Annotated in this window: 8 protein-coding genes; 4 read left to right on the forward strand and 4 right to left on the reverse strand. The window is 38.4% G+C overall.

What is annotated here, in order from left to right; all coding sequences use genetic code 11:
- Positions 1-539 precede the first annotated feature (539 nt).
- The 3 genes from FEK42_RS21875 (at position 540) to FEK42_RS21890 (ending at position 7,042) form a co-directional block, all read left to right on the forward strand.
- Positions 540-1,532 carry a RepB family plasmid replication initiator protein gene (locus FEK42_RS21875; RefSeq protein ID WP_240783072.1) on the forward strand — a complete coding sequence of 331 codons (993 nt, stop codon included), beginning with the start codon at positions 540-542 and terminating at the stop codon, positions 1,530-1,532.
- Positions 1,533-3,901: 2,369 nt separating this feature from the next.
- Positions 3,902-5,323 carry a hypothetical protein gene (locus FEK42_RS21885; protein WP_138211974.1) on the forward strand — a complete coding sequence of 474 codons (1,422 nt, stop codon included), beginning with the start codon at positions 3,902-3,904 and terminating at the stop codon, positions 5,321-5,323.
- Between the two features lie 1,191 nt (positions 5,324-6,514).
- A complete protein-coding gene (locus FEK42_RS21890) occupies positions 6,515-7,042 on the forward strand; it encodes a polymer-forming cytoskeletal protein (protein WP_167852504.1) in 528 nt (175 codons plus the stop codon).
- 783 nt (positions 7,043-7,825) lie between these two features.
- Here FEK42_RS21890 and FEK42_RS23125 read toward each other — a convergent pair.
- Together FEK42_RS23125 and FEK42_RS21900 are read right to left on the reverse strand one after the other, a co-directional pair.
- Entirely contained in the window at positions 7,826-8,029 is a 204-nt protein-coding gene (locus FEK42_RS23125) for a hypothetical protein (RefSeq protein ID WP_240783071.1), read from the reverse strand.
- 421 nt (positions 8,030-8,450) lie between these two features.
- Positions 8,451-9,002 (reverse strand): C40 family peptidase, encoded by a 552-nt coding sequence (locus FEK42_RS21900; RefSeq protein ID WP_135491807.1) that lies wholly within the window; start codon positions 9,000-9,002, stop codon positions 8,451-8,453.
- Positions 9,003-9,847: 845 nt separating this feature from the next.
- On the opposite strand from FEK42_RS21900, the gene FEK42_RS21905 reads away from it, so the two are divergent.
- Positions 9,848-11,059, forward strand: a complete 1,212-nt coding sequence (locus tag FEK42_RS21905; protein WP_171022646.1) for a conjugal transfer protein TraF — start codon at positions 9,848-9,850, stop codon at positions 11,057-11,059.
- A 419-nt stretch (positions 11,060-11,478) separates the two neighbouring features.
- Here the strand turns inward: FEK42_RS21905 and FEK42_RS21910 are convergent, their stop codons facing one another.
- Both FEK42_RS21910 and FEK42_RS21915 read right to left on the reverse strand, forming a co-directional pair.
- A complete protein-coding gene (locus FEK42_RS21910; RefSeq protein WP_135491808.1) occupies positions 11,479-11,823 on the reverse strand; it encodes a hypothetical protein in 345 nt (114 codons plus the stop codon).
- A gap of 510 nt (positions 11,824-12,333) precedes the next feature.
- The gene (locus FEK42_RS21915) at positions 12,334-12,786 is read right to left on the reverse strand and encodes a hypothetical protein (RefSeq protein ID WP_135491809.1); all 453 of its coding nucleotides are present in this window, start codon (positions 12,784-12,786) and stop codon (positions 12,334-12,336) included.
- Between the last annotated feature and the right edge of the window lie 733 nt (positions 12,787-13,519).

The following is a 13,519-nucleotide window of genomic DNA, read 5'->3' on the forward strand; positions in this document are numbered from 1 at the left end:
CTGATTTTGGGCCAGGGTCAGAAAGACGAAGATCTCTGATTTAGCACTGCGCTGATTTTGGGCCAGGGTCAATGTCTCTTGTCATTCTCGGGTTCTGGCGATGAACTTTTCTGCTCATTACTCATAATTACTTTATTCGTTTAGATCACAGTAGTTGATCCTAAGTAGATCCTTTTAAGATCCTAAATAGATCCCCGATCGCTGTAGCCTGCGTCAACATTGACTTCCGGGCGATCTTGATAAGCTATAGTTTGTAAATTATAAACTATAGCCTGCATTCATATATGCTGTAGCGAGATAAACCCAGGCTGTAGTTTGCAGTCTGTATAAGCTATAGTGAGCAGTCTCTATAAAATTAAACGATAGCGATAATGTATTTTTTCATTATTTTATAATGACATACGGATGTATTGATAGATTTATACAACTGTATGCACAGGTTACTCACAGCATATCAACAGTTGTTTTCTTGTGCTATTAGCTCGGTTATATGGACTGGGTGCCCAAACTTGGAGCTGATTTTGGAAAAAGATATTGATATTAAAGATTTTTTTGATGAAGTAGATAAGCGAACAGGAGAAGTTGTATCTCTTACTCCAAACGCGAATAACACTGTACAGCCTGTTGCGCTAATGCGCCTGGGGGTATTTGTGCCTACCCTCAAATCGCTTAAAAACAGTAAAAAAAATATACTCTCAACGACAGATGCCACTGAAGAGTTGACCAGACTCTCACTTGCTAAGGCTGAGGGTTTTGACAAAGTGGAAATCATTGGCCCGCGACTGGATATGGACAATGATTTCAAAACCTGGGTGGGAATCATACATTCTTTTGCAAAACATAAAGTTATAGGTGATAAGGTTCAGCTTTCGTTTGTTGAATTTGTAAAGCTTTGCGGGATCCCGTCAAGCCGATCGTCTAAAAAGCTTCGTGAACGTATCAGCCCTTCCTTAAAACGGATTGCCGGGACAGTCATTTCGTTTACCAGCCAGACTAAAGAATATACGACGCATTTGGTTCAATCCGCGTACTACGACACAGCTAAAGATATCGTCATACTCCAGGCTGACCCCCGATTATTTGAGCTTTATCAGTTTGACCGAAAAGTTCTGTTGCAGTTAAAAGCGATAAACGCGCTTAAGCGGCGTGAGTCCGCGCAGGCTCTGTACACCTATATCGAAAGCTTGCCCAAAAATCCTGCTCCTATCTCAATAGCGCGTTTACGCGCCAGGCTAAACCTGAAATCGCCTGTTTTTTCGCAAAATCAGACGGTTCGCAGGGCAATGGAGCAGCTGAAAGAGATCGGATATCTGGATTATACGGAGCTGCAACGTGGACGGAGTGTGTATTTTAACGTGCATTATCGCAGGCCTAAGTTAAAAGCTCCCCGCTCTGATAGTGAAGCCTATGAACAACCTGAGCATACAAATGACTCGGTTGATCCTTCTCTGATTGAAAAAGTTAAGTTACTAGAAAAGCTGGGGATTGATCTCAAAGATTTGGAAGCTCTTTTGAACCTTCGTAAAACATAAGCTGTAGTCAGTAGAATGGACTGAATACTCACTATAGTTTATGTTTAATCGGATAGTGTCTTTCGAGTTTGCAACGTTGATATCTCAGTTGTTTATATAACTAGCTGAAAATTAATGTATTTAATACATCTCTTCTCATTCTCACATCAATAGAGGTGCTGTTCTGCATCACTATTGATCTCTTTTAAGCCTGGTTTTACATAGGATTTTGGCGACCTTTGCTCTGCTCAATGGTGTTTGCATCAAGTTAAGGATTACTGATTTAAATATAATGAGTAATAAGTAGATTAAAAAGTAAACACGAATATTTATAATGTAATGTAAATCAAATAGTTGTTTGTTTTTTGCCTTAGTGCTGATACTCGCTATAGCTTATATTAATCTTAAAAATCGACTCTGTTCCCTCTCTATAGTTTATGTTACTGCCTATAGCATATGTTGCTCTCTATAGTTTATATTGCTGCCTATAGTTTATTTCAATGAAACTAACGTACTGATATGCTGAGAAACATCAGCTAAAGAAAAGATAAAAACAGGAAAGCTCAGAGGCCAAAGTTCGGGACGTGGTTATCAGGTAAGAGTGTAAGAAAGCTGATAAAGTGCTTATGACACACTGTTATATTGGTTTGAGGGATGAGGATATAATGTTGTCTGATTAACGAAAGTGCCTGTTATATCTGTATCATTTAACATATGTATTTTTATATCTATATGTTATTTCAAAATAAAAGAGCTAATCTGATGATATCTCTTACAACATCTGTTCTCTCTATAGCTTATGCTGCATGATCTGGTTCAGATTGCTTTGATAGCTCTGGCATCTTGCTCTTTTGCGCGTACGAATATTTGTGCAATTTAAAATCAATATATGAATAAACAATAAATAATTCAAAATGATAACTATATCCTGGCGTTCTGGTTAGGTTAGAGCCTGGTGATGATCATACTTACGCTCATGCATGTTAAAGATGCTTGCTACTCACTGTAGCTTATTTATCCTTAATAAATACGTTCTGCCTATAGTCTATCATAAGGATAATCCTTCATTATCCTGGTCAGCCAGAGTATAAGATTACTATCTATAGTATTAATTTGAATTGGTCTTTTATAGAAATGACATCAAAACTTGAATCGTCTTTTTCAGGCTAATTACACTTTCAATCTGTTATTCATATGTGTGTTATTCTTTTTTACTCATATCAGTCTGTAAGTTGAAAAGCTTTCCCCATGATGTCGTCCGATTTTTAGCAGGCTATTTAATTGTTTTCTTCTTGTCATTATTAATTCATTCCTTACGTTCTTAGCCCGCTGTGTGTAGATGGCTTTTCTTTGATCGAGATGCTTAGTCCTTTTTTTATGTTATATGTGGAAAGGCACTCCATTTAATATGGCTGATATGTGGACGTAGTATCCATTTCTGCCATATTCCTCATTGGTAAAACAAAAATTATAAAGTTACGCATGAAATAATAGTTTGCACTGAGTAACCGTGTGTCGATTTCACCCTGAAATTGATAGCAAAAAATACTATAAATCAATGGTTTATTTGTGTTTTCTCTATGGCGAAATCACCAGAGTGAAGAGAAGCTGAAATATCATTCAGTGATTGTTAACACATTATACCTATTGTGACTCTCAACTCTTTGGCGCCGGAACTGAAAGTGGAATTTACGGATTGAGTTCTGACCTTAAAATTGGGGGCTATAAAGTCTGTTGATGCGCTTTTCTTACTGCCTGCAAAAATAGCTACCAGGTCGCTTTATCAATAAAAATCTCACTTAACATTGTTAAATGATGAAATGTTGTTATAAAACGCATCTGTTATAGGTGTGGATCAACGTATAGTTAATGACTGACAGAGGAACACTAAGTACACGAATGCTAATGTTGACGATTTCAACCTGAAATTTTTTGAAAAAATGCAGTAAATCAATGGATTGCTTACACTGAAGGTTGGCGAAAGATTTTAATCATCATGAATGAAAAAGACAGTTCAGTAGAACATGAAATCGCTTTGGATAAGTCAGCATGACTAAATGGCAGATTACAGTAAGGCAACAACCTGATAGAAAAGAGCTTTATTTCGGAATGTAATGGCTACTATGTACCAATAATCCTGCATGTGCTTTTCAGGTGTGTAGGCAAAAAAGTTTAGATAAATACTGAACTGTTCACCTTGCGACAGTATTACCATGATGGCTGTTTGACCCAGTTTTTATTTTATTAACGTTAACGTCGGAAAATCTGAATAAAAGAACCGTAAGGATTAAGCGTTGGGATCGCTACTGATGATGTGTTCTGTGCTTGTTAAGTCGTGTTAGGACATATCAGCTTAGTGTGCCGATCCCTTTGAAGGGAGAAAATCGCATATGTCAGAAAAATATGTCCAGGTATGCTCTACTGTATGTGCGATGAGTCATTTAGAAACCGCTGCATTGGATGGAATTGAAACGTATTCGACAAAACATCTGCTGGATGTCGCAGGGGTAAACGTCGATTTTAGCAGGGCTGAGGCTATTGCTGACTATGCAATACATAACCGTCTCAATATCATCATGCGTACAATTAGCCTTGATTTTGGCAAGGCGCAGAAAAAAGAAGCGAAGGTAATTACTGGTTTATTAATAGTATCTTCGCAAATAGCAAAACTATCTGAAAGCGCAGAAAAAGAACTTGCTCAACAAAAGTATGTTGAAGCATTGCGTCACCTGGTCTCACAGGCCTGTCTCAGTTTGAGTTTATTGGTATCTACAAATGATAAGTCTGGTTACGGCAACTACCGGCTATTATGCCGATTGCTGGATATAGCAAAAAATTCTGATTGCCGACAGCGGTTGTTGAAGAGGTTTCAGTTAGTAGACGCATACTTTACTATGTGTAGCGTTGACGACTATTGTGTAAAAAAATTAGGGATTAACGGGACATTAGCTTTTCGTAGTGAGACATCATCACATTATTGCGATGACCTGCCAATACTGGTTCAATTTCCTGTTCAGGTGGTAGATGTAAGCAAAGAACCTTACGCTCTGTCACTTATCAAAAAATATCATTATCCGGCCCTCCCTGAATCCACAATTGAAGGTGATTTTGTTGTTAATGCACGAATCGCAGAAAAATTAGAGAAAACTCGTCAACAAGCTCTAATACGTTCAAAACGCTACCAGAAAGCAAATGATAGGCTCAATGAAGCAATTAAAATATTACTGCACCATATAACGCGAGGCATTTCTGGTATTTTTGAACTGAATGGGGAAGAGGGGGATTTTAGGGAAATTTATCAATATATAGATGTTGTAAAAAAGGAAAATGAAAATAGAAACGAAGAGTATCAAAAGTGGCAAAAAACATCCCTGCAATATATAGAATATGCGAAAAAATTATTAGATAACACATTGATTATACTGAATAATATACAGAATATCTTTGCGATAGTTGCAGGGCTGGAAGCATTAGGTGCTGATTATGTTACAGTAATAGAAAAATATCTTGAATCAAAAGGTTTGATAATAGATGGTAATGATAGAATCAAATCAAAATTCAGGATTCCTGCAATCTCATTAAATGGAAATTTAATAGAATACAATATTGAATGCGGTTCAGTAATATCTATTCTTGCTGAGGCTGAACGTTGTTATTCAGGTAGTGAGAAAACTAAATTTATATGTAAGAGTAATGATGTTATTCCTGTAGTTGACCCTTCCCTTTATTTTGAAGTTAAACAGATCATTGAGTTAGTAACTAATTATAAGAATAGTGCTTCTGAACTTATAAGGTCTATTAGCTCAGGGTGATTTGGCTGTTACTGATTATTTATACAGAACCCGATCAGCTAATGTCTGGCTTATATCTTTCTCTATTCCAGATGTTATAGATGACTTGCTGAACAGGGGCTCCTGGACAATGCCTGACTTAGCGCTGACTCATTAACCATTTTATTAACTCCCCGGTAATTACCTGAATTGACATAAATGTGCCATTGGTAGAATATTCCGGTGTTGTAGTAAATCTGCGGCCGGGATTACCCTCTTGATAATCATCGTGCCATATACCGCATTAGCGGTTTTTTTATGCCCTAAGCATGGTCACTTTCGCATATGATGGGTGTACAGGGGTGAAGGCGTTCGCGCCGGTTTCATGATGCCCGGTAGGCTAACCCTGTACGGCTCACTACTTTCTCAATACCTTCGCATCGATATCAACACATAACGCTCAACGTGGATTTGTATTGATTAACTAAAACTGGCCATATCTCAACCAGTTAAGGTGATTCAAGATAGCGTGTATCCAGAACCACCGCGTTTATACCCATTGTGAGGCAGCTGGCAACTAGCTACCTCAGTTCTTTCATGAGTCGCCGTCAGGCCATGGTCCCATCATGCCACCCTTCATGGTTGCTATTGATGCGATACTTTTACGCCATCGGCTGTCATGTTCTGTGGAGAGCATATTTACCTCTGTTCAGATGGCCAACGACTCTTTCTGGCTACCTGTCGTTTAGTTCATGACCTCAACCCTTTAGAATTTTCCCCTTGGGCCGATTTGTACAGTGAGTCAATGTACATTGCGGCAGCAGATCCTCATTGCAGTCGTATAACCACTGAAGAAGGGTATGTTATGTCCCGGGCCATGATTATTGTAAATCAAAGTAAATATGTTGAGATAAGAAGCAATACATCACAGTTATTGTGGGATGAAGTAGCGTACACAATCACAGTAATGGCGACTGTATTTATGGGGAAGTTACCCTGTCTTAACATCATTTGGGATAAGCATCTTCCCGAAGATATCGTTTACAGATGATTTCACCGATGAACTCTATTTCTCATAATTATACAGCAAACAACATGTTTCTGAATGCGGGAATCATTTCCTGGGGTCTGGCATTATTTTTCTGGTATTCAGGAAAGTTTTTTATCGCAGTAATATTGTTTTTCCTCATAATTTTTTCTTTCTCAACTCATTTTTTACAGAAAAGGATACTCATGATGTTTAACAAAGCTAAGACAGCAAAAGATAAATTAGAAATACTTTCAACACCGGAAAGTGTTGTAGACGTCGGTAGTACTTTAAAAAAAATGGAAAATAGAAATTCAGCTAATGAGACAGGGACAGATAGCACGGTTATTGCCAGTGATGTCGTCTTTGATGGCAATATAAATTCTAATAAACAAATATACATCTATGGTTGTGTGAATGGGAATGTAATTGCTAAGGATGGATTGGTGAAAATAATGCGCAATGGTGTCGTGGAAGGAAACATTACCAGCCGGGAGTTAATTGTGGATGGTAATATAAAAGGGCATTGTCAGTCTGATTCTGTTGATATTTATGAAAATGGCCGTCTGGATGGAACATTGGTTTATGTTTCTTTATCTATTAAGAAAGGTGGTGTTCTTACAGGTAAAGCTGAAGTATTAACTCAGGCTCCCGTAAAACAAAAAATTGTCGAGCTAAAAAGTGAGAACGTCACTGTTGTTCCGGAAAAAAGTGCATCACGCGAGAAGCGATAATCTGCGCATGGCTGTAATTTAATAACTGTAACTGGTGAAAGTGCCTGGTCAGGATTTACAACAGACAGGTAATCGATTCCTGCTATGAACGTTATGCACTTCAGATTACCTGGAGTATAAAAACGAGCGAGATGCAGTAAAGTTGTACCTCAAACGTCCTCATTCGTACGGTCTTGTGTTGCAGATAGGTTTGGTAAGGATAAAGACTGTATGGATAGCGTAAGAAAGGATCTTTATAAGATCCTTTTTTACTGTGTATTTTGATAATTTTAGTGGTTGTTTGCTTTACAATAATGCGAATGGTAGTGAGCAAAGAAATTTAACCTTTCTCATTATTTGGCTATAGGCTAGCCATAGAATGCTACTGCCTGAACGATATACCTGGAATCAGTGAGCTGGTCTAGTCCATTATTTTCAGCACAATAAAATTTATCGTTTTCAGTCGTATAAATGCGACAGTAACCATCTAACTGTGGATCTAATTTCCATCCAATATTAGCCAATGTGCCCCACTCCTGATAAAGTCCGGCATTAACCTTTCGTCTGTTATATTGTTCATAATTATTCAAATCGGAATCAATAATATCGCGCCGTGCTGGAAGTTGTCCCTTTACGCTTGTAATCCATGCTAACGCCCCTTCTTTTGTGTGATAAATTTCAGTGCTATATTTAAAATAACGTCTTACAGTAAAGGTATAGCCTGAAAAAATTCACCTGTTGTTTTATCTAAAGCAAAAATATAAAACGATTTACTACAACAACTTTCATCCACGTTCGGAAAGGTCACGGTGCATCCTGACTAACAGTCAGTATTTTATCAGGAATGCACTTCCAGGATACATTAGTATTATTGGCCGGGTCATCATCAATGACCATCTTAAAGATAGCACCAGGGAACAGAGTGTTAGGAAAATGATAATCATCAATCATATGATGTTTAATATGAAAAATATGTCCATCCACTAAAACACCGGTAATTGCATTCATAAACAAACCCTCATTGCTGGTAAAATTAATATTTTTATCCCCGTATAATGGGACGCTATGGATATTAATAAAATTAAATCCGATGTTATTTATGGCTTATATACTGGCCTGCTTATGGTTATCTTATAGTTCATTCTATTTTATGTACTGTAGGATTTATTATCGTAGAAATAATAATTATTATATTCTTATGGAGGAGTATACAAATATTATTTTAAATCATCTTGTTAAGTTAATTGACCGGTATAAAGTGGCGTGTGATTAGAAGTTTCCTGACAGTCACTCTCCAGAGAGAATGATGGATATATATGAGGCTTTCTAAGCACATATCCATTGGAGGGAGAGCTCCAGTCCGTCCAGTATAAGGATGTACTGAAGTCCTCCCTGCTTTTGTGTGGTCAGCATTTGGAGTCGGAACGCCTCAGGAAATCATCAGACGTCTCGCTCCCAGATAATGACGACGGTAAAAATCTTTTTCCAGGCTGACAATTTTGACATTTTGCCCCGTATGTGGCGCTTCTATGAAATGCCCATTTCCCACATAAACACCGACATGATCGACACGTTCCCCATGTATTGAGAAAAATACCATGTCACCAGGTTGTAGAAGCATATAAGGAACATGGTGTGCCTGTGGCATGGAATACATGCCGGCGGCGGTCCTGGGAAGGGTAATGTGAAAATTCTTACGCCACGCGTACCAGATAAGACCACTACAATCAAATCCGGTTTCAGGGGATGCACCTCCCCAGCGATATGGCTTACCCAGTTGTGCCATTAGCGTATTAATGAAGATTGTATTGGGCGACAATTTATGCTGTCTTGTCGATTTTAATGTCGAGTGGGATGTTTTTGTTTTGCGATGATGATTGACGACAGGAGTGTGTCTGACGTGGTGGACCGGCGATGCTAGTGTTGAGGCATGGTAACCTAACATCAGTAAAAACAATAAAGAACGATGATGTCGATACATAATGTAGACCTCTCGTTAATATGTAGAAATTCCGATGCTGTAAATTCATCCGATGATTTCTTTAAGATCTCTTTGAATCCGGGAATTGGCACGCTGTGAAAAAATGTTAACTCTGGACCGGCTTTTGAACGGGTAGAAAAGATCGGATTTTGTTCGTCTATCATTGCAACGGGAGACTGGAATATCCTGATGGTATCGTGATGAAATTCTGATGGGAAACCATAAAGCAGGCGTTGTTACAATGAATCTACTTTTCTATTCAGTGATGAATTAGAACGTGAAATCCGGCCTGTGTTTTCTTAAAGTAATTTATTATTTGATATAACTATTTTTGTATATCATCAATGGTTTATTTGTTAATGAATTGTACGGTGATAACGATTTTATTTTGCTTAAGGATAAGATATGAAGTTTGATAGAAGGTTATAACTGAATGAATTTAAATAAATATAAATAAAATAATGTGCAAAATACGAAAAATATAAGTGTCCTGTTATACTCAGGAATAGCGCTCTTGTAAGTCGTAAATTAAACACACATTTTCGTTTATGTAAGTTATACTCAATAAAATCAATAAGTGAGCATTGCCTAATGCTGACCACGGTGGTGATGCACCAGCCTCAGATTATTAAAAAAAGACTATTAGTTACTGCGATCAATATCTGTGAACTTATCGATTGGTTAGGTGTCTTGAGTCATAGCAAACAATCTGTTTCGGCATCGGTTAAATATCAGTATCTCCCTGCGTGATAACTACGCACTATTTTTTTTGGGGCGATGCCTGTATATGGATTTGGTGGGGTTTTTATTAAAAACAATTCATTCTTTTGGCCAGGAAAATAAAAATGAAATTTACGCTAAGTCAGTATTCTCTGCTGACCTGTGTTTTTTTTACTACTCTTTCAGGTAATACTCAGGCGTCTACGACCTATATGGAAGCCAGTAATGATGCTATGGGAGGGACGGGGGTGGCATCGTCTCATTATTGTGCGGCAGCACTCGCTAATCCGGCACTGATGACGAGTGCCACCGCTTCCGATGATTTCAGCATGATTCTGCCGTCAGTCGGAGCACAGGTATCGGATCCTGACCATTTGCAGGACGATGTGGATGCCGTGAAGGATGCCTGGGATCGCTATGACGCCGCTCTATCTGGTGCAGTCGCGCCTTTGGGTGCCGCGACCGATCTGCAACATCAACTGGAGAAATTTAAAAATACACAGGTGAATGTGCTGGCGAGTGTAGGCATGGTCGCGACAGTTCCCAACAGTCAATTACCTTTTGCCCTGATACTGAAGTCATGGGGGACGGCAACGGTGGAAGGAAAGGTCAGCGACCACGATCTGCAATATCTGGATGATGTGACTAAGGGCAAAATTATTCCAACAGCGAGTGATACTGATACGTTGACATCGCGGGCCTACGGTCGTGCGGCGGCAGTGAGTGATGTCGGGATTGCTATTGCCAGGACGTTTGAGACGAACGGGCTCAGGTATTCTCTTGGCGTAACTCCGAAATATCAGCGTGTGGATCTGTTTAATTACAATACCACGGTACAGAATTACGACAGCCACGATTTCCGTAGCCATGAATACCGTAATAATACTACCGGTGTTAATGCTGACATTGGTTTTGCTACTGAGTTGAATGAACACTGGATGCTGGGACTGGCTGGGCAAAACATTGTTCCCCGTAGTATTGATACGAAAGAAGTTAACGGGCTGAAAGAAACCTTCAGGATTCGACCACAGGTAACTGCCGGGGGCTCATGGCATAATGGAATCGTGACGACTGCGCTGGATGTGGATCTGACGCCGACCAGTGGTTTTACCCATGATAAAAAGTGCCAGTTTGCGGCTCTGGGTGCTGAAGTTAACGCCTGGAATTGGGTGCAACTACGTGCGGGCTATCGTCAGAACATCGCTTCTTCAGAGGGTAGCGCGTTTACTGCCGGTATCGGCATTTCACCTTTTAATATGGTACATCTGGATCTGGCAGGCTTGGTGGGCACTGATCGGACATACGGTGCTGTGGCTCAATTAAGCGAGACTTTCTGATAGAAACCAGAATCCGGGCTTACAGTAACATATTGCTGTTTTAGTACGGGCATATAGCGGCGCTGTGACAAATATAGTGAAGCGTATGCCCGTAGTTTCTGGGGCAAGCTGTCGATGTATGATGTCAGTAGGGGGGAACTATATAGCAATACAATAATGTATCGATAATGAACAGGGATATATGGAAGAATACAAAATGCGCACTAACTAAAATTCTAACGATAAAGATAATCGAACGTAATCATATTTAGATGATATTTTCTTTTGAGATAAAAATACCCACCATGATACATGGTGGGAAAATCGAACAATGAGTAGGACGGTTGTAGCAGGAGTTACCTCACACAAGAATCATTATTAACAGGATTAAAAATTGTGTATATAGGGCCATTGCCTGATAATTATTCTTATCACTTACCTTACATAAGCACTTTGACTTTGGATATCCATCCCCTTTGTTGCATACAAAGTTCCATCCATTCATAACGAGTATGTTCATTGACGTCAATCACATAACTTCGTAAGGTTGGTGAGCTATCATACTTTTTTTTGCAGTGCCTGTTATTGCGACATTTTTCGACATGCGCATCATAAACTGTTCTTTCCGCTACTTTATTCTTAACGGGATATTTCTCTTCAGCCAATGTTCCGCATTCATATTGTGCAGTTGAAAGATCCTGGGCATCTGAGCGAGTGCGTTGCCATTCTGTTGTGCATCCTGATAATATGAATGAGAATAGTAGTATTAAGTGTATTTTTTTCATATCATGTTCCTTATGTTCTGTTTGAATATCTACTTCTTATATCACACACACTACGTTTGTCTAACTGAACAGTATTGTCGAAGTGGAATACGTATTATTGACCAGTTTAATAAAAATAATATAAAAATAGAAGATTTATATCAGATGTTCAATACAGTTGATTACTTATATCTGTGATCATTGAAGTGGTTAAACGTGTCATAATCCTCTGGCGCTTAGACGCTGCCTGGCATAAGACTGCTGTTTATCACCCTGGCTGCGAAATGATGACGAAAATCAGGTTACAATAGTTCAGATCGTAAACTCAGTTATGGCTGAGTATGAAATGGTCATAGAAAAATAAGAGAAACAACAGGGGCATATACGCGGAAAATCGTGGGGGCTGGAAACCTGAAGTTACCGTAACAAAAAAAGGTATATCTCATCAGAGAGTGAACAGCAATAATACTCATTCCTGCCTGGTAACAGGAATGATTTATCTATGATAAATGTTAAGTTGGCGGGGAGGTTCTATTGTAAAACGGCATTTCTATGAGGATATGGAGTATGATGATCAATTACAAAGCGGGTAACTTTGCCAGTGATAGAAGATAAATCACAGCGGAAATAAAATGGAATCCATTTCGACCCGGAAATAAGATATTGGCCATTGCCAGTTAGTCTGATAGGAGTATGTAATATTAAACTATTTTGTTCCCCGTCACTGAGTATGACTTTCTCGGCGAGAGATTCATGTTTTTGTATAACAGCCATTGCAACGGGGAGGCACAGGAATTCTGCTACCTGATGTGCTTCGGTCCACTCATTTTTGATCGCTGTTCTATCTTGTTCATCACTGATTTGTGTCGCCATAATTTCTTCAAGATAATTTTTTTGCTGTGCCGTAAGAACTGTAGAAAAAGCAAAAACGGGAAGAATTAGTGTGCCGGCAAAAAGTAACCTGGTTGTCATCTTTGTTATCATATAATTCTCCATTAAAAACAATAAAATCCAAGGTTATTGATCTATCAGATACATTCATTTTCACACGAAAAAAAATAAAATCTTGATGATAATTATGAAATCTGACATCACCTGTTATTTGATTGCATCAATTAAGAATAACAAGTTACTGGAGAATGTAGTTTTGGTTATAACTTATTGAAAGTGCACATTATGATAGGATACCAAACCATATAAAGGAACATGTTTAAAATTTACCATTTAACTCTGGACGTAGCCAAAGATAACGGGGGGATCTGAGGAATCATGCAAGTTGAGCCTCGTCAGTGACCCGAACTTGTTAGCATTCAAAGGTAAGGTCGTGATACAACCTGGTCATTAAAGCAAATGAAAGGTTCAATAGCACTGCATTTCCTGTTGATAAATTAGCGGTATAAAAACTTTGAAAAAAATAACGTAGGCAATCAAAAGTTTGTGAAATATAGAGAGTAACTATAATCATTCTTTAATAGTAATTAAATAATAATATTTTAATGGTTTATAAATAAAAAAGAAGAAAATTCATTTATGCCAATGGTAGCATGTTTCTTCATTTTCAACATTGTTAAGTTAGTTAGAAAATAATTTATATGATAATGATATTACCTGTAAGTGTTTTTTTCAGGAATGATATTGTGGTTGCTATGTAAATAGACCCGTTTTAGTTCCATGCATTTTTTGAGAACCCTGCCAAATGACCCTGGCCCAAAATCAG

The sequence above is a fragment of the Escherichia sp. E2748 genome (genome assembly GCF_005781125.1).
Taxonomy (GTDB): Bacteria; Pseudomonadota; Gammaproteobacteria; order Enterobacterales; family Enterobacteriaceae; genus Escherichia.

Bases quoted from the DNA above. Each gene is read 5' to 3' on its own strand.
- FEK42_RS21910 (WP_135491808.1), bottom strand. From the start codon at position 11,823: ATGAAAAAAATACACTTAATACTACTATTCTCATTCATATTATCAGGA.
- FEK42_RS21890 (WP_167852504.1), top strand. From the start codon at position 6,515: ATGATGTTTAACAAAGCTAAGACAGCAAAAGATAAATTAGAAATACTT.
- FEK42_RS21900 (WP_135491807.1), bottom strand. From the start codon at position 9,002: ATGTATCGACATCATCGTTCTTTATTGTTTTTACTGATGTTAGGTTAC.
- FEK42_RS23125 (WP_240783071.1), bottom strand. From the start codon at position 8,029: ATGAATGCAATTACCGGTGTTTTAGTGGATGGACATATTTTTCATATT.
- FEK42_RS21885 (WP_138211974.1), top strand. From the start codon at position 3,902: ATGTCAGAAAAATATGTCCAGGTATGCTCTACTGTATGTGCGATGAGT.
- FEK42_RS21905 (WP_171022646.1), top strand. From the start codon at position 9,848: ATGAAATTTACGCTAAGTCAGTATTCTCTGCTGACCTGTGTTTTTTTT.
- FEK42_RS21915 (WP_135491809.1), bottom strand. From the start codon at position 12,786: ATGATAACAAAGATGACAACCAGGTTACTTTTTGCCGGCACACTAATT.